At 70.3% G+C, this 17,014-nt stretch carries 11 protein-coding genes; 7 read left to right on the top strand and 4 right to left on the bottom strand.

Going from position 1 to position 17,014, the window contains the following annotated elements; genetic code table 11:
- Nucleotides 1-343 precede the first annotated feature (343 nt).
- Nucleotides 344-2,311 carry a beta-galactosidase gene (locus ACVCAG_RS42165; protein ID WP_440088892.1) on the top strand — a complete coding sequence of 656 codons (1,968 nt, stop codon included), beginning with the start codon at nucleotides 344-346 and terminating at the stop codon, nucleotides 2,309-2,311.
- Between the two features lie 60 nt (nucleotides 2,312-2,371).
- Here the strand turns inward: ACVCAG_RS42165 and ACVCAG_RS42160 are convergent, their stop codons facing one another.
- Nucleotides 2,372-3,460, bottom strand: a complete 1,089-nt coding sequence (locus tag ACVCAG_RS42160; protein ID WP_440088890.1) for a substrate-binding domain-containing protein — start codon at nucleotides 3,458-3,460, stop codon at nucleotides 2,372-2,374.
- A gap of 279 nt (nucleotides 3,461-3,739) precedes the next feature.
- Here ACVCAG_RS42160 and ACVCAG_RS42155 point away from each other — a divergent pair, with 279 nt between their 5' ends.
- The 3 genes from ACVCAG_RS42155 to ACVCAG_RS42145 all read left to right on the top strand — a co-directional run bounded on the left by ACVCAG_RS42155 (nucleotide 3,740) and on the right by ACVCAG_RS42145 (nucleotide 10,323).
- Nucleotides 3,740-6,469: an exo-rhamnogalacturonan lyase family protein gene (locus tag ACVCAG_RS42155; protein WP_440088889.1), complete on the top strand. Its 2,730-nt coding sequence runs from the start codon at nucleotides 3,740-3,742 to the stop codon at nucleotides 6,467-6,469.
- A gap of 29 nt (nucleotides 6,470-6,498) precedes the next feature.
- Nucleotides 6,499-8,367, top strand: coding sequence for a rhamnogalacturonan lyase family protein (locus tag ACVCAG_RS42150; protein ID WP_440088887.1), 1,869 nt, complete (start codon nucleotides 6,499-6,501; stop codon nucleotides 8,365-8,367).
- Nucleotides 8,368-8,445: 78 nt separating this feature from the next.
- A complete protein-coding gene (locus ACVCAG_RS42145) occupies nucleotides 8,446-10,323 on the top strand; it encodes a DUF2264 domain-containing protein (RefSeq protein ID WP_440088885.1) in 1,878 nt (625 codons plus the stop codon).
- A 127-nt stretch (nucleotides 10,324-10,450) separates the two neighbouring features.
- Here ACVCAG_RS42145 and ACVCAG_RS42140 read toward each other — a convergent pair whose 3' ends face one another.
- The 3 genes from ACVCAG_RS42140 to ACVCAG_RS42130 form a co-directional block, all read right to left on the bottom strand.
- Nucleotides 10,451-12,100 carry an extracellular solute-binding protein gene (locus ACVCAG_RS42140; protein ID WP_447191480.1) on the bottom strand — a complete coding sequence of 550 codons (1,650 nt, stop codon included), beginning with the start codon at nucleotides 12,098-12,100 and terminating at the stop codon, nucleotides 10,451-10,453.
- 85 nt (nucleotides 12,101-12,185) lie between these two features.
- Nucleotides 12,186-13,073: a carbohydrate ABC transporter permease gene (locus tag ACVCAG_RS42135; RefSeq protein WP_447191479.1), complete on the bottom strand. Its 888-nt coding sequence runs from the start codon at nucleotides 13,071-13,073 to the stop codon at nucleotides 12,186-12,188.
- Nucleotides 13,070-14,056 (bottom strand): ABC transporter permease, encoded by a 987-nt coding sequence (locus ACVCAG_RS42130; protein ID WP_447191489.1) that lies wholly within the window; start codon nucleotides 14,054-14,056, stop codon nucleotides 13,070-13,072. Before ACVCAG_RS42130 ends, ACVCAG_RS42135 begins: the two co-directional genes overlap by 4 nt.
- A gap of 243 nt (nucleotides 14,057-14,299) precedes the next feature.
- Between ACVCAG_RS42130 and ACVCAG_RS42125 the strand changes: the two genes are divergently transcribed.
- The 3 genes from ACVCAG_RS42125 (at nucleotide 14,300) to ACVCAG_RS42115 (ending at nucleotide 16,740) form a co-directional block, all read left to right on the top strand.
- Nucleotides 14,300-15,313: a hydroxyacid dehydrogenase gene (locus tag ACVCAG_RS42125; protein WP_447191478.1), complete on the top strand. Its 1,014-nt coding sequence runs from the start codon at nucleotides 14,300-14,302 to the stop codon at nucleotides 15,311-15,313.
- Nucleotides 15,314-15,487: 174 nt separating this feature from the next.
- Nucleotides 15,488-16,585, top strand: a complete 1,098-nt coding sequence (locus ACVCAG_RS42120) for a Gfo/Idh/MocA family protein (protein WP_447191477.1) — start codon at nucleotides 15,488-15,490, stop codon at nucleotides 16,583-16,585.
- Nucleotides 16,582-16,740 (top strand): hypothetical protein, encoded by a 159-nt coding sequence (locus ACVCAG_RS42115; protein ID WP_447191476.1) that lies wholly within the window; start codon nucleotides 16,582-16,584, stop codon nucleotides 16,738-16,740. Before ACVCAG_RS42120 ends, ACVCAG_RS42115 begins: the two co-directional genes overlap by 4 nt.
- Nucleotides 16,741-17,014: the final 274 nt, after the last annotated feature.

The raw sequence follows: 17,014 nt of genomic DNA, 5'->3' as shown, positions 1-17,014 counted from the left end.
ACCTGCTGCCCGACGCGCTCGGGCACTGGACCGACCACCAGGGCTTCGGCTTCCAGGCGCCGCACCCGTCCACGGCCGGCACCGCGGCGACCGCACCGGGACTGCAGGGCACCGAGATGTGGCTGGCGATCGTGTGGCTGCTCGCCGAGCTGGCCGGCGTTGCCGACGCGCTCGGCTACCGGCCGCGCGGCATACACCGCCCCGAGCCCGCGGGTGCTCACCAAGGGCTTGCACCCCTTCGGTAGAAACGTTTTAATTCCGGTGACGAGCACGTGCCGCCCAGCGGCCCGGCGGCGTCGGCGTACGCGCCCGGACACGACCCACTGGCAGGAGAGCACCTCAGGTGTACTACGGCGGCGACTACAACCCGGAACAGTGGCCCGAATCAGTATGGGACGACGACATCCGGCTGATGCGGGCGGCGGGTGTGAATCTGGTCAGCCTGGGGGTGTTCGCGTGGGCGCGCATCCAGCGCGCCGAGGGCGAGTTCGACTTCGGCTGGCTCGACCGGATCCTCGACAAGCTGCACGCGGGTGGAATCGGGGTGAATCTCGCCACGGCCACCGCCTCCCCGCCACCGTGGGCGAGCCGGGCCTACCCCGAGATCCTGCCGAAGGACGCCTCGGGAGCCACCTACTGGCACGGTAGCCGGCAGGCGTACGCTCCCACGTCGCCGGTGTACCGGCGCCTGGCGGCCGAACTCGCCGGAGCGATCGCGGAACGCTACGCCTCCCATCCCGCGGTGGTGATGTGGCACGTCAACAACGAGTACGGCTGCCATGTGCACGCCGACTACTCCGACAACGCCGCGGTCGCGTTCCGCGCCTGGCTGCGCGGGCGGTACGGCGACATCGAGGCGTTGAACGACGCCTGGGGCACCGCCTTCTGGTCGCAGCGCTACGGCGATTTCGAGGAGGTCGTCCCGCCCCGGCTCGCGCCCTACAGCGTCAACCCCTCCGGCCTCCTGGACTTCAAACGCTTCACCTCCGACGCGCTGCTCGAGCTCTACCGCATGGAAAGGTCGATCATCCGCGCGGCGGGGGGCACCCAGCCCATCACCACGAACTTCATGGGCGCGTTCGAGCCGATCGACTACCGCTCGTGGGCGGCGGACCTGGACCTGGTCGCCGACGACAGCTACCCCGATCCGGCGGACCCGGAGTCGTTCCGGGAGGCCGCCTTCACCCGGGACCTGATGCGATCCCTCAAACCGGGGGTTCCGTGGGTCCTCATGGAGCAGGCCCCGGACGCGGTCAACTGGCGTGCGAGCAATTCGCCGAAGGCGCCGGGACAGATGGCGGCCCTCAGCGTGCAGGCCGTCGCGCGAGGTGCCGACGGGGTGATGTTCTTCCAGTGGCGCCAGTCCCGATCAGGTTCGGAGAAGTTCCACTCGGCGATGGTGCCGCACGCGGGAACCGGCACCCGCACCTGGAGGGAGATCGTCGAGCTCGGGCAGAACCTGGCCGGGCTCCCTCGGCTCTCGGCGGAGGTCGACGCGCCCGTGGCGCTGATCTACGACTGGCAGAACCGATGGGCGGTGGAGAACTCCGACCATCCGGTGCGCTTCGACTACCTCGCGGTCGTGCGGCAGTGGCACGCGGCGATCCATCGACAGCACGTCACCGCCGACATCCGCCACCCGGACGACGACCTGTCGAAGTACGCCGTCGTCATCGCACCACAGCTCTACCTGCTGACCGACGCGTCGGCGGCCAACATCGCGGCCTACGTCGCCGGCGGCGGGACGTTGCTGCTGTCGGCGTTCAGCGACGTGGTCGACGAGCACGACAGGTTCGCCACCGGGGGCTTCACCACACGGCTGGGAGCCACACTCGGCCTCAGGGTGAGGGATTTCGGTGCCCTTCCCATCGACGCGCACGATCGCACCACGGTGACCGTGTCCCTCGGAGACGCCTCGATGACCGGCCGCCTGTTCGCCGAGGAACTCGACCTGATCGACGCGACGGTCATCGGTGACTTCCGCGACGGCAGGCTCCAGGGGCACCCCGCCTTCACCTCGCGGACGAGCGGTTCGGGAACGGCCTACTACCTGGCCACCGTCCCCGACGAGGACGGCATGCGCGCGGTCACCGCGCGGATCTTCGCCGACGCCGGCGTCCGTCCGCCCGTGGACCGGCTGCCGCAGCACGTCGAGGCCGTTGTGCGCGATGGGCGTCTGTTCGTCATCAACCACTCCGGACAGCCCTTCACGCCGCCTTCGTCCTTCGGAGGCCGGCCGGAGGCGGCCAGCGAGGCCGGTGACACCATCGGCGCCTACGGGTGGCGTGTCTTCGGGCGAGCGACCTCGTGACCGCCCCGCCATGGCCGGACGCCCTCCGGGACGCCGTGGCCGCGGGCGTGAACGAGGTCCTCAGGGAGCCGGGGGGTGGTCGCCTCTGAAGGTCCGGACCGAGTCGCGGACGATGATGTGGGTGCCGAGCATGACCTGCCCGGCCGATCCCGAGGTGTTCTGCCGGTGTTCGAGGGCGAGGCGTACCGCGGTGCGGCCGAGCTCCTCGTGCGGCACGTGGACCGTGGTGAGGTCGATGTCGGCGGCCGGGGGCAGGTCGTCGAAGCCGACCATGGAGACGTCGTCGGGGACGCGCAGCCCGTGCTCGCGCAGGGCCTGGCGGGCGCCCGCCGCGATGAGGTCGTTGCAGGCGAAGACGGCGGTGAAGTCACGTGGCCCGGAGCCCAGCCGTTCGCGGATCATGCGGTAGCCCTCCTGCCGCTCCATCGTGCCCTCGACCTCAAGGCCGGGGTCGTGGGGCACGCGGTGGTCGGCAAGGGCGTCGCGGTAGCCGGCGAGGCGGCTGTCCTGGGTCGTGTAGCCGTCGCGCCGGCCGAGGAACAGCACGCGCCGGTGACCCGCCGAGAGCAGATGGCTGGTGATGGCGTACGCGCCGGCGGCGTTGTCGTACTCGACGACGAGGGCGGGCACATCGGGGCCCAGCGTCGGGCGTCCGCACAGGACGAGCTGCGAGCCGGCGAGCGCCAGCGCGCGGGCGTACTCGCCCATCCGCTCGCGGTAGGCCGCGTCGTCCACCACGTTGCCGACGAGGATCACGCATTCGGCCTGCTCCTGGCGCATCAACTGCACCGTGGCGAGCTCGCGTTCCGGGTCGCCGCCGGTGGTGCCGACGATGCAGAGCTTGCCCTCCAGCGCGGCCTGGGCCTGCACGCCCTGGGCGACGTGGGCGTAGTGCGGCGAGATCACGGAGGTGACGATGATGGCGACGCTCCGGCTGCTCGCCCCCGCCAGCCCCCGCGCGTTGGCGTTGGCCACGTAGTCCAGCTCGCGCACCGCCCGCATGACCTTGCTGCGGGTGGCGGGTGCGCTGGGGTACGTGCCGGACAGGATCCGTGACACCGTGGCGACGGACACGCCCGCGTGCGCGGCCACGTCCCGGATCGTCGTCGGCCGCCGCCCTTCCTCGTGGGACGCCGCACGCCGGACCATCCAACCTCCACCTGAAGCGAAAACCGTTGGTAAACCGCTTACGCGTGATGCTTCCTCCTGTCTCGCTCGCTGTCAAATCGCCGCCCGCCCGCGCCTGCCCCTCCGTCGCGGAAGAAGAAATCAAACGGCTGTCGCCGCCGACACGCTGGGAGATTCTCCGCTGCGGTGTGGCGGACCCCTTGACAGCTCCCGACGTCCATGTTGCCATCTGCGAATGTAAACGGTTAAACACGTGACCGTTTCATCGGTATGAACGCCAACCCCAGTGGAGCCCCCCTCATGGCGATGATGTCCCGACGCAAACTGCTCCTCAGCGCCGCGGCGGCGGCCGCAGCCGGTCAGATCGGTCTGCCTCCGGGATCGGCGCGCGCCGCGGCCGCCCGGCCGGTGGCGGCGCGCGACGTGCTCGACGACGGCGTTCGACTCCACTGGCTGGAGGGCGGCGCTCCCGGCCGGCTGGCCGCGGGGTCCACGTGGGGCGTGCCGTGGCCGAAGGGTGCCGTTCCCAAGGGCCAGGACTTCGCGTTGCGCACCGCCGCCGGGCAGCAGGTGCCCGTCCAGACGTGGGCCACCGCCTACTGGCCCGACGGGTCGCTGAAGTGGACCGCGCACGCCATCGGCGCCGACGTCGCCCCGGCCGAGCACTACCTCCTCACCGCGGGCCGGCCCGCCGCACCGGCGGCGGCCGTGACGGTCAAGGACGGCCGGGACCAGGTCGAGGTGAGCACCGGTGTCATCCGGTGTCTGATCCCGAAGAAGGGCGACCGGCTGGTGCGCTCCATCACGCGGGGCGATCTGGAGATCGCCCGCGACGGCAGGCTGATCTGCCTGCGGCAGGACGAGCCAGGAGACGACGAGGGCGGCACGGTCAAGCGGGAGAGGTTCGAGGGCCGCACCGAGAAGGTGACGGTCGAGCAGTCGGGCCCGGTCCGCGCAGTGATCAGAATCGAGGGGGAACACCGGCGCGGCGGGAGATCCTGGCTGCCGTTCACCGTACGCCTGTACTTCTACACCGGCAGCGACGGCATCCGCGCGGTGCACAGCTTCGTGTTCGACGGCGACGAGAAGAAGGACTTCATCAGCGGCCTCGGCATCCGTTTCGAGGTGCCGATGCGCGGTGAGCTCCACGACCGGCACGTGCGCTTCGCCGGGCAGGGCGACGGCGTGCTGTCCGAGGCGGTGCGCGGCATCACCGGCCTGCGCCGCGACCCGGGCGCGGCGGTCCGCCAGGCACAGGTCACCGGGCAGGCCACCCCGCCGGTGGCGACCTGGGACACCCGGGTCTCCTCCCGGCTGCACCTCATCCCGGCCTTCGGCGACTACTCGCTGCGCCAGATCAGCGCCGACGGCTTCCAGATCCGCAAGCGCACCAAGGCCGGCCACGGCTGGATCCCCGTCGACTCCGGCGGCCGGGCCGGCGGGCTCGGCTACGTCGGCGGCCCCGGCGGAGGATTCGCCTTCGGCATGCGCAACTTCTGGCAGCTGCACCCCACCCAGCTCGACGTACGGCGCGCCGCCGGCGACAGGGCCGAGGTCACCGTGTGGCTGTGGTCGCCCGAGGCCGGGCCGATGGACCTGCGTTTCTACCACGACGGGCTCGGCCAGGACACCTACCCCGAGCAGCTCGAAGGGTTGGAGATCACCTACGAGGACTACGAGCCGGGCTTCGGCACCCCGTACGGAATCGCGCGCACCACGGAGCTGATGTTCTGGGCGCTGGAGTCCACCCCGGCCGCGGAGCGGGTGGCGGAGCTGACCCAGGCCGTGCGGACGCCGCCGCTGATCGTCGCGCCACCGGCGCACCTGCACGCGGCCGGGGTGTTCGGCGACTGGTCGCCGGTCGACCGCTCGACCCCGGCCAGGAAGCGGATCGAGGACCGGTTGGACTTCCTGTTCGACTACCACCGCGAACAGGTCGACCAGCGCTCCTGGTACGGCTTCTGGGACTACGGCGACATCATGCACAGCTACGACGCCGACCGGCACGTGTGGCGCTATGACGTCGGCGGCTACGCCTGGGACAACTCCGAGCTGTCGACCGACCTGTGGCTCTGGTACCACTACCTGCGCACCGGCAAGGCCGAGGCGTTCAGGTTCGCCGAGGCGATGACCCGGCACACCGGAGAGGTCGATGTCTACCATCTGGGCAAATGGCGGGATCTGGGGACGCGGCACGGCGTCCAGCACTGGGCCGACAGTGCCAAGCAAGCCCGCATCAGCAACGCCGGTTACCGGCGTTTCCTCTACTTCCTCACCGCCGACGAGCGTATCGGCGACCTGCTGCGCGACCTCGTGGACGTCGACAGGACGTTCCTCGTCCTGGACCCCATCCGCAAGATCCGCACAGGGCCGTACGAGCCGGACCCGCACGCGCTCGGTGTCAGCACCGGGACCGACTGGAGCGGCCTCGCGCTCGCCTGGCTGACCGAATGGGAGCGCGGCGGCGCGCCGATCGCCCGCGAGAAACTGCTGAACGGCATGCGCACCATCGCCGCGATGCCCAACGGGTTCATCCGCGGCAGCGGCCTGTACGACCTCGACGACGGCACCTTCAAGCCCACTGCCACCGCGGTCAGCGTCGGCTCGCTCGGCGCGGTGTTCGGCCTGGTCGAGCTGTGCAGCGAACTCATCTCCCTCACCGGCGACGAGGCGTTCACCGGGGCGTGGCTGCAGTACTGCCGCCTGTACAACGGCACCGCCGCCGAGCAGCAGGCCGAGGCCGGCCAGTCGTTCGGCAACCAGAACCTGCGTCAGGCCCACTCCCGCCTCACCGCCTACGCCGCCGTCAAGCTCGGCGACGCGGGCCTCGCCACCCGGGCGTGGCAGGAATTCGACACCGGCCACGCCGGGTACCCGCGGACCCTGGAGTTCACGTCGGCGCGGCTGGAGGGCTCGAAGGTGCTCAAACCGGTCGACGAGGCCGCCTTCGCCTCGGTCAACGCCTCCGCGCAGTACGGTCTGGCCGCCATCCAGTGCCTCGCCCTGATCGGAGATCGGCTTCCCGCGTAATCCCACCCCCCACAGTGAAGGAGATCTTCATGCGTGTCATGCGTCGATGGCGAGCCGCTCGCCGGCCGGCCGTCATCGCCTCGGCGATCGTGATGGCCACGACGGCGCTGGTCGCCGGTCCCACCTCCGCGACCACCGCCTCGACCGGCGCCTCGGCGCTCGCTCCCGTCCGTCCGATGGAGAATCTGGGTCGTGGCGTGGTGGCCGTGCGCTCCAGCAGCAGAGACGTCCTAGTCAGCTGGCGGTTGCTGGGACTGGACCCGGACGGCATCGGTTTCAACGTCTACCGTTCCACCGCCGGCGGCTCGTACGTCAAGCTCAACTCCGGCGTGTTGACCGGCGGCACCAACTACGTCGACTCCACGGCCGACCTGACGCGGTCCAACAGCTACCAGGTGCGGCCGGTGACCGGCGGTACGGAGCAGGCGCCCAGCGCGGCGTTCACATTGACCGCCAACCACGCCACCGAGCCGGTGGTCCGCGTGCCGCTGCGCGCCGGCGGTGCGGTGAAGTTCGTCTGGGCCGGTGATCTCGACGGCGACGGCGAGTACGACTACGTGCTCGACCGACAGACCTCCCCCCAGAAGATCGAGGCCTACCGCAGCGACGGGCGCTTCCTGTGGCAGGTCGACATGGGGCCCAACAGCACCAACCAGAACAACATCGAGGGCGGGTCGTCCACGATCGACGTCGGCCACAACGACGGGGTCACCGTCCAGGATCTCGACAGTGACGGCCGGGCCGAGGTCGCCGTGCGCATCGCCAACGGCGTGACCTTCGGCAACGGGACGAGGTTCACCAACAGCGACGACAACCGCCAGTTCATCGCCATTCTCGACGGCCAGACCGGAGCGGCCCGGGCCACGGCCCCGGTGCCGACCGACTATCTGTCCGACGGCCCGATGTACGCGCGCTTCGGGGTGGGCTACCTCGACGGCACCACGCCGAGCCTGGTGGCCTTCATGAAGAACCGGATCGGCAGCGGGGCCTTCAACCTCATGATGGCCGCCTGGAGGTTCGACGGCAGCACCCTGACCCAGCAGTGGAAATGGCTGCGTGGCAACCAGAACGCCCCTGACGGGCACAACACCCGCATCATCGACGTCGACGGTGACGGCAGGGACGAGGTCGCCGAGATCGGGTTCGTGCTCAACGGCGACGGCACCCTGCGCTACTCGCTGGGGCCCGCGGGCGTCGTGCACGGCGACCGCTTCCACATCGCGAAGATGGACCCCTCCCGTCCGGGCCTGCAGGGTTACGGCGTGCAGCAGGTCAACCCCAGCGGCCTGCGCGAGTACTACTACGACGCCCGAAACGGCAGCATCATCTGGCGGCACGTGGAGTCCGGCACCGCCGACGTCGGGCGCGGCATGGCCGGTGACATCGACCCCCGCCATCCCGGCATGGAGGTCTGGTCCTTCTCCGGCCTGTACAACGCGCCCGCCAACCGGCTCGCCGAACCGAACACCTCGCTGCGGCCCTGGCCGCAGATGGGCCTGTGGTGGGACGGCGACCTCACCATGGAACTGCTCAACGACGGCAAGTTCGAAAAGTGGGACCCGAACAACCCCACCGCCACCAACCGGGTCCCCCGGCTGCTGAACATCTCACAGTACGGTGCGGTCAGCGCGGCCCAGGGCGTGAACCCCACCCTGGTCGGCGACCTTCTCGGCGACTGGCGGGAAGAGGTCGTCTACACCAACGCGAGCCACAACGAGCTCATCATCTTCACTACCAACCGGCCCACCGGCACCCGGCTGTACACGCTGGCGCACAACCCCGCCTACCGCAACGCGATGACCCTCAAGGGCTACATGCAGTCCCACCACCTCGACTACTTCCTCGGCAACGGCATGACCACGCCGCCCAGGCCGAGCATCAGCTACGCGGGCGGCTAGACACCAAAGTTAAAACGCTTACTGTGATAGCCGGAATACCTCTGATAAAACGCATGTAAAAACAGTAGTATCCGTTTTATGTCAATACGCGGCCTCTCATCGTCCGACGAAGAACTGTCCGGCCACACCGGCTGGACCCGGGCGCACTGGGAGGCCGCTGCCGATCGCCTGCTGGCCTCCGTGGTGCCGTACGCGACGGAGGGCTTCGCCCAGTTCCGCCTGCCCGGCAGGGCGAGCCGGTCGGGGCCGGTGAGCGACGGGCTGGAGGGCTTCGCCCGCACGTTCCTGCTCGCCGCCTTCAGGATCGCCGGAGCGGGCGGCGCGGTGCCGCCCGCGCTGCTGGAGCGCTACGCCGGTGGCCTGACGGCCGGGACCGACCCGGCCCACCCGTACGCCTGGCCCGCACTGACCGACATGTCCCAGCAGCTCGTCGAGGCGGCCTCGGTGGCGCTGGCGCTGCACGAGACCCGGCCGTGGCTGTTCGACCGGCTGTCGCCGGCCGAGCAGGAGCGGGTGGTGGCCTGGCTGGCCGGATTCGCCGGGCGGCGTACACCGGACAACAACTGGGTGCTGTTCCAGGTGGTCGTCGAGCAGTTCCTGGCCGAAGTGGGCGGGCCGCACGAACCGGCGGAGATCACCGGCGGGCTGGAACGGATCGAGGAGTGGTACGCCGGCGACGGCTGGTACTCCGACGGCAGGGGCAAGAACTTCGACTACTACTGCGGCTGGGCGATGCACCTGTACCCGTCGCTGTGGGCGAGGATGGCCGGCGACACCGCCCGCCAGGAACTCTACGCGGCGCGGCTTCACCGCTTCCTGGGCCAGTACCAGCACTTCTTCGCCGCCGACGGCGGGCCGGTGAACCAGGGGCGCTCGCTGACCTACCGGTTCGCGACGGTCGCGCCGCTGTGGCTGGGAGCGCTGACCGGCGCCTCGCCCCTTCCGCCCGGCCGCACCCGGCGCATCGCCAGCGGCGTCCTGAGCCACTTCGCCGAGCGCGGCGCGCCCGACGAGCGCGGCCTGCTCACCCTGGGCTGGTACGACCCGTTCCCGCCCATCGCGCAGGACTACTCGGGGCCGGCGTCACCCTACTGGGCCAGTAAGGCCTTCCTCGGCCTGCTGCTGCCGCCCGAGCACCCGGTCTGGACGGACGCCGAGGAGGCCGCGCCCGTCGACCTGGCCGACCAGACGGTGGCCATGCCCGCGCCCGGCTGGCTGCTGCACGCCACCCGGGCGGACGGCGTCGTGCGGCTCGTCAACCACGGCAGCGACCGTGACCGCGTCCAGGACCCGGACGGGCCGCCCGACCCGCACTACCTGAAGTTCGCCTACACCAGTCACACCGGCCCCGAGCTGGGGGAGAAGGCGCAGGGGGTGGACAACCACCTGGCCGTCATCGCGCCCGACGGGACGCCTTCCCTCAGGCGGCGCATCCAGCCCCTGGCCGTCTCCGACCGGTTCGCCGCCTCCGCCTACCAGGACGGCCCGGTCCACGTGGTGACGGCCTCGGTCGTCGACGGCCCGGCGGAGATCAGGATTCACCGGGTCACGGCCCCCGCCGGATACCGGGTCCGAGACGGCGGCCACGCCCTGGCCGCGGTGGTTCCCCCGGAGCCGAGCGTGGGGGAAGGGGTGGCACTGGCCCGGCGCCCGGACGGGTTGAGCAGCGCCGTGTACGCCCTGCACGGCTACACGGGAACAGGCATGGTGACGGGGCAGGGTACCAACGCCTTCGGCGAGTACTCGATCACGCCGTACGCCGTCGCCGACGCCCACCCCGGCGGCACCGCGGTCTACGTCAGCCTCGTGCACCTGGCGGTGACGCGACAGCGGCCGCCCGCACCGGACGTGCGGGTGCGGGGCGACCTGGTCGTCCTGACGTTGCCCGGCGCAGAGACGGTGACCGTGCGTCTGGACGGCGTTCCCACCTGCGAACGGCCGGGGCCCCGCGCCTGAGGTGGTGTCCGGGACCTTCGCGGCCACGCGGGTGCGGACGGCGACGTGCCGGGGAACCGGCAGGGGAGAGGATTGCCCCGAACGCCCCGGGAGGGGTCGGCCAGCCGATTCGCGGTGCGCTCCCGGTCTACTGGTTGGCCGCGTGCTCCTTGGCCAGCTCCGCGGCGACCTGGTCACCGCCCGCCTGCCGCCACTGGGTGACGACGTCCTTCCACGCCGACAGAGGCTTGCGCCCGAACGTGACAGCGGTGATCCCGTCCCCGAGGATCTGGCCGAGCTGGGCGCCCTTGCTCGCCTCGGTGGCCGAGCGCAGGCCGACGGCGGGGTTGCGGACGCTGTCGGGCAGGGTCGCCTTCTGCCACTCGTACACGGACTTGGCCACGTCGGAATAGCCCGGCAGGTAGAGGACGGAGGGGGGTGCGCCGAGGAACTTGACGGGCAGGAGGGTGTTGTTCTCCTGGGTGTACAGCTCGGTGGTCTTGATGCCGTCGGCGTCCTTGGTGAAGTGCCTGCCCTCGACGCCGTAGTTGGCCAGCTCGTACTCGCTGGTTCCGAACGGCGCGCTGAGGTAGTCGCAGATGCGCAGCAGCAGCTTGATCCGCTCGGGGGAGGCCTTCTTGAAGGCGACGTAGCCGAACATGCCGGGGCTCTGCCAGGGTGTGGGGTTCTCCCCGTACGGCCGCCCGAGGTCGAGGTCGAACCGGTCGTTGATCTTCGTTATGAAGCCCAGGTTCACCGAACCGAAGCCGTCGTTGATCGAGGCGACCGTGCCGTTGTGGAAGTAGCTCTGCATGTCGGTGGAGCTGACGGTGAGGCTGTCGGGGTAGTGCGTCTTGGCCTCGGCCAGCTTGCGCATGATCTCCAGGGCCTGCTCGAACTGCGGTGTGGTGACGGTGTGCGAGAACGTGCCGCCCGACGCCGACCAGGTGTTGGGCGCGCCCAGCGAGCCGGCGTGGTAGGTGATCCCGCCCAGGCCGCCGAACAGCGTCTTGAACCAGCCCACGCCCCACTTGCGGTCGCCGGTCAGCTCCTTCATGGCGTCCAGGTACTGCTCGGTCGTCCAGTCCTTGGGAACGCCGGCCGCGTCCATGGCCGAGCGGTTGACGAACAGGCTGTTGGCCGGCTTCGGCCGCTCCAGCGGGACCCCGTAGATTCTGCCGCCGATCCTGCCCATGCCCTGCCAGGCGTAGGTCGGGAGGTTGGCGAGGTTCGGGAACTGCTTGACCGCGTCCCCGCCGACGAACTCCGACAGGTCGGCGCAGCGGGCCTGGATGAACTCGGCCGCGTGCGGAAGCGCCAGGTTGTTGAACATGATGATGTCCGGCAGGTCGTCGCCGGCGGCCATCAGCGTGGCCATCTTCTGCGCGTACTCCGGGTCGGGCACGACGGTGACGTTCAGATTGACGTTGAGCGCCTTGTTGAGCGCCTGCCAGTACTCGTTCCGGCCGACCGGCTTCGGCGGGGCGCCGAACGACACGACCATGGCCCTGACCTCGGAGCCGTCGCCGACGGTGTCGTTCACCGACCGTACGAGCTTTTCCGGGTACTTCAAGTAGAGCGGCTGCACGCCGGAGGCGTCGCCGGGAAGGTCCGGCGCGGGTCCGGTGAACGGCACGTAGGCCGGCCAGGGGGCCAGGCTCTTGCCCGCGTTGGAGACGCCTCCGCCTCCTGACGGGCTCTGGCCAGCGCACGCGGACAGCAGGGGCGTGGCGGCCAGTCCGAGCGCGCCGGTGCCGGCCAGGCGCAGCAGGGAACGGCGGTCGATGCGGTGATCCATGGCAAGGGTTCCTCTCTCGGCATCGCGCCGAAAGGAGTGTTTCTCATGGGGGTTCGAGCCTTCGGGGCACCGGCCAGAATGCCGGTCAGGCTTTCAGCGCGCCGGTCAGGACGCCCTTGGCGAAGTAGCGCTGCAGGAACGGGTACACGCACACGATGGGCAGCGTCGCGAGCATGACGACGGCCATCTGGACCGACTGCGGTGAGGTGGCCGCCAGCTCGCCCGCGCTCTCGGACAGGGAGGCTCCTCCGGTGACGTACTGCCGCAGGACGGTGCCGATCGGCCACTTGGTCTGGTCGTTGAAGTAGATGATGGCCTCGAAGAAGCGGTTCCAGTACGCGACCGCGTAGAACAGGCCGATCACCGCGATGACCGCCTTGGACAGCGGAAGGACGACCTTGCGCAGGATCGCCAGCTCACCGGCGCCGTCCATCCGCGCGGCGTCGAGCAGTTCCTGCGGGATGGCCTGGAAGAAGCCGCGCATCACGACCAGGTTGAACACGTTGATCAGGAAGGGCAGGACCAGCGCGGCGTACTGGTCGAACAGCCCGGCGCCCTGCACCACCAGGAACAGCGGCACCATTCCCGGCGGGAACAGGAACGTGAACAGCACCAGCAGCAGCATCGGCTTGCCGCCGTAGACCCGCGGCCTGCTCAGCGTGTAGGCAAGGCCGATGGTGCACGCCAGGCTCAGCGCCGTGCCCACCAGGGTGACGCCCGTGCTGACCAGCAGCGCGCGGGTGATGATCCCGCCTTCCAGGATGTCGGCGTAGGCGTCCAGTGAGAACTCAGTCGGCCAGATCACCCAGCCGCCGTTCTCGATGACGTTCTGCGGACTGGCCAGGCTGGTGGCCAGGACCGTCCACAGCGGAAAGACCACCAACGAGACCACCACGGTCAGCGCCACGGCCTTGGCGGCGCGCACGGCCGGGCCGGGGCGGCCCTTCCAGGCGGGTGCGGCTGTCACGCTCATGCCTTGTAAACCCCCTGCTCGCCCAGCCGGTGTGCCACCTTGTTAGCGGTGTAGATGAGCACCACGCCGATCAGGCCCTTGAACAGCCCGACCGCGGCGGCGTAACCGAAGTCGCCGCCCGCGAAGCCGGTGAAGTAGACGAACGTCTCCAGCACCTCGCCGGTCTCCGGTCCCACCGACTGGCGCTGCAGGAAGAACTGCTCGAACCCGATCGACAGGAACTCGCCCAGCCGCAGCACCAGCAGCAGCACGATGACGGGCCTGATCGCGGGCAGCGTGACGTGCCACAGCCGCCGTCCCCAGCCGGCGCCGTCCAGCGCCGCCGCCTCGTACTGCTGCTCGTCGACCTGAGACAGCGCCGCCAGGAAGATGATCGTGGCCCAGCCGCACTCCTTCCAGATGAGCTGCGCGATCACCAGCGGCCCGTAGGCGTCGGGGTTGCCGATGATCGAGATGCCCGCGCCCAGGTTCGACAGCCAGCCGTTGACCACGCCCGCGCCGCCCAGCATCTGCTGGAAGAGCGCGATGACGATCACCCACGACAGGAAGTGCGGCAGGTAGATCACGCTCTGCACGAACCGCCGGACGGTGTCGCCCACCAGGCTGTTCAGCAGCAGCGCCAGGGCCAGCGGGGCGGGGAAGAAGAACACCAGCTGCAGGGCGGCGATGATCAGCGTGTTCTCCACCGCGTTCCAGAACGCCGGATCGCCGAACATGCGCTCGAAGTGCGCCAGGCCCACCCACTCGCTGCCCGAGACACCGAGGAACGGGATGTAGTTCTTGAAGGCCAGGACGTTGCCGAACAGCGCGCCGTAGTGGAAGAACAGGAAGTACACCAGGCCCGGTACCGCGATGACCAGCAGCACGCGGTCGGCCCGGACGCGCCGCAGGCGACCGGCGGGGGAGCCGTCGGCGGGAGACGAGGCCGGTGCCTTCTCAATGGGTGGGCTGGTGCCACCAGCGTCGCCGCGGACCCGCGTCATGCTCACGTCCAACGCCCTTCGTGCGGTACCGAGCCGAAACAGAATGTTCATCAACATAAAACGTTTACATAATCGCGTCAATAGCTCGGCGACTCCCCGGAGCATGGCAAATCTCCACGTTTCTGCAGTGGTTATCCTCGTAGCGAACCGTTGTGGGCAGTGCATCCGGAGCGTAAGGTTGCTCTGTTTGTGGAACCGTTTACATTCGTTCTCCCCGCCGATCTACCGATAGGAGTCCACTCCGTGCCACGGCGACCCGTCGCGGCTTTCGCCATCGCCCCCTGGGCGTTCGGCGGAGTCTTCCCGGCCGACCTCGTCACTCGACTGCGACACCTGGTCGACATCGATCCGGCGATGACGTTCACCTCCTTCGAAGGGCCGTCCGCCGCCGCGGTCCTGGCGCGCGCGGACATCCTGCTCACCGGATGGGGGTGCCCGCGCATCGACGCCACCGTGCTGGAGGCCGCGCCGCGGCTGCGTGCCCTCGTGCACGCCGCCGGCACCGTCAAGACCTCCGTCGACCCCGTCGTGTTCGAGCGCGGGCTCCTCGTGTCCACCGCCGCGGAGGCCAATGCCGTCCCCGTCGCCGACTACACCATGGCCATGCTCGTCCTGGGCGCCAAGCAGGTGTTCGGCCGCGCCAGGCGCTACGCCACCGCCGTCGAGGGCGGGCCCGTGGACTGGCTCTCCGGCGACGGCACCGGCCTGCACGGCTGCACCGTGGGCGTGATCGGAGCCTCCCGGGTGGGCCGTCTCGTGCTGCGGCGGCTGCGGGAGTTCGACGTCGAGGTCCTGCTCTACGACCCGTACCTGACCGCCACCGAAGCCTCCCGCCTCGGTGCCGAGGCGGTCGACGTGGACGACCTCTGCCGCCGCAGCGACCTCGTCACCGTGCACGCCCCCGCTCTCCCGGAAACCCGCCACATGCTCGACGGCCGCAGGCTGGACCTCCTGCCCGACGGAGCGACCGTCATCAACACCGCTCGCGGAGCCCTGATCGACACCGAGGCACTGACCCGGCTCTGCGCCACCGGCCGGATCTCCGCCGTCCTCGATGTCACCGACCCCGAGCCGCTGCCGCCCGGGCACCCCCTCTTCGGCCTGCCCAACGTCCTGATCACCCCGCACCTGGCGGGGGCGCAGGGCCGTGAGATGCGGCGTCTCGGCGAGTTCGCCGTGGCCGAGGTGAGCCGGTTCCTCAATGGCACACCGCTGCTGGGACGGGTGCAGCCGGAGCAGCTTCCATACATCGCGTGACGATTTCGCCGAGTGCTTGTACGGTGCTGAGCTCATGGCCGAGGGCGAGCCGACCCGGAGCGGCGGCGAAAGCGCCGAGTGGGCGGAAGGTGGCGCCGGACCGGGCGGCCGCGTCGTTCGCCAAGGAACCGCAGGCCGAGATCGACGGTGCCTGACCCCCTAGTGAAGGAACTCATGTCCGAACGCAACCACCGGGCCGCGATCGTCGGTACCGGTGCGATCGCCGACGCCCATGCCCGTGCCGTAACCGGCGCGGGCGGCCGGGCCTCGCTCGTAGCCGTGGCCGACGTGGACCTCGGCCGGGCCAGGGATTTCGCCGGCACCTGGAACGTCCCGGCGGCCCACGGCGGCCTGACCGAACTGCTGCGCGAGCACGAGGTGGACCTGGTGCACCTGTGCACCCCGCCGGCACTGCACGCGCTGCTGGCGCTGGAGTGCCTGGAGGCGGGCGTGACGGCTCTGGTGGAGAAGCCGGCCACGCTCTCGCTGGCCGAGTTCGACGCCCTGGCCGAGGCCGAGCGCCGCTCGACGGCACACGTGGCGACCGTCCTGCAGCACCGCTTCGGCGCGGGCGCGCTGCGGCTGCGCCGCCTGGCCGAGGACGGCGCGCTGGGACGGGCGCTGCTGGCGACCTGCGAGACCCGGTGGTACCGCGACGAGGCCTACTACGCGGTGCCCTGGCGCGGGGCCTGGGAGTCGGAGGGCGGCGGGCCGACCATGGGGCACGGCATCCACCAGTTCGACCTGCTGCTGTCGGTGCTCGGCCCGTGGGCCGAGGTCACCGCCGTCGCCGCCCGCCGGGCCCGCTCCATCGACACCGAGGACGTGTCGATGGCGATCGTCACGTTCGAGGACGGCGCGCTCGCCACCGTGGTCAACTCGGTGCTCTCACCGCGCCAGACCAGCGCGCTGCGGTTCGACTACGAGCGCGCCACCGTCGAGGTGGAACACCTCTACGGCTACACCGACGACGACTGGATCCTCACCCCCGCCCCCGGCCACGAGGACGTGACCCCCCTGTGGGACGGCGGAGGCGGCGGTGCGCGAAGCGGTCACCAGGACTGGTTCGCCGCCGTGCTCGACGCCCTGGACCAGGGCCAGGCACCCCCGGTGACCAGCCAGGACGCCAGGCGGACCATGGAGTTCATCGCCGCCCTGTACGCCTCCGCCTTCACCGGCGAGCGCGTACGCGCCGGACAGGTCACCCCCGACAGCCCGTTCGCGCTGCGCATGGACGGGACCGGCGCTCCCTGGAAGGGGAGGACCACGTGACCCTCCAGGCCTGCCGCGCGCTCGACCGGTCGGTCACCGTCGGCGCCGGTGACGTCGAGCCGTTCACCTGCGTCCACCGGCCCCGCACCCCCGTGCCGGAGTCGCCCAAGCCCTGCGTCCATCCGATCCGCATCCTCGGCGGCGTGACGACGTAGCTGTTCCGGCCGCCCGACCACGTCTGGCACAAGGGCACCGCCTGGCCGCTTCCGCATGGGGGCGAGCACAACTTCCGGGACGGGCCGAAGCAGGCCCGTCAGGTGTTCGCGCGCGCTGACCGCGTGCCGGGGAACCGTGGCCCGTGGCGGGCCGGCGACGGGTTCGGCGGCGCGGGCTTCGACGGGAAGGGGAATGTGCAGTAATACGCGCTCGCTGTGCGTATTGCTGCCTCCTGGTCGCGGGCGTCGTAGAACAAACTTCTGTGGACATGAG

This window comes from Streptosporangium sp. G12 (genome assembly GCF_052983175.1).
The sequence above is the reverse complement of the archived record's forward strand: the minus strand, read 5'-3'. Positions and strand labels throughout refer to the sequence as shown.

Excerpts from the sequence above, each read along its gene's own strand:
- ACVCAG_RS42160 (WP_440088890.1), bottom strand. The coding sequence starts at position 3,460 with ATGGTCCGGCGTGCGGCGTCCCACGAGGAAGGGCGGCGGCCGACGACG.
- ACVCAG_RS42155 (WP_440088889.1), top strand. The coding sequence starts at position 3,740 with ATGGCGATGATGTCCCGACGCAAACTGCTCCTCAGCGCCGCGGCGGCG.
- ACVCAG_RS42150 (WP_440088887.1), top strand. The coding sequence starts at position 6,499 with ATGCGTGTCATGCGTCGATGGCGAGCCGCTCGCCGGCCGGCCGTCATC.
- ACVCAG_RS42145 (WP_440088885.1), top strand. The coding sequence starts at position 8,446 with ATGTCAATACGCGGCCTCTCATCGTCCGACGAAGAACTGTCCGGCCAC.
- ACVCAG_RS42140 (WP_447191480.1), bottom strand. The coding sequence starts at position 12,100 with ATGGATCACCGCATCGACCGCCGTTCCCTGCTGCGCCTGGCCGGCACC.
- ACVCAG_RS42135 (WP_447191479.1), bottom strand. The coding sequence starts at position 13,073 with ATGAGCGTGACAGCCGCACCCGCCTGGAAGGGCCGCCCCGGCCCGGCC.
- ACVCAG_RS42130 (WP_447191489.1), bottom strand. The coding sequence starts at position 14,056 with ATGACGCGGGTCCGCGGCGACGCTGGTGGCACCAGCCCACCCATTGAG.
- ACVCAG_RS42120 (WP_447191477.1), top strand. The coding sequence starts at position 15,488 with ATGTCCGAACGCAACCACCGGGCCGCGATCGTCGGTACCGGTGCGATC.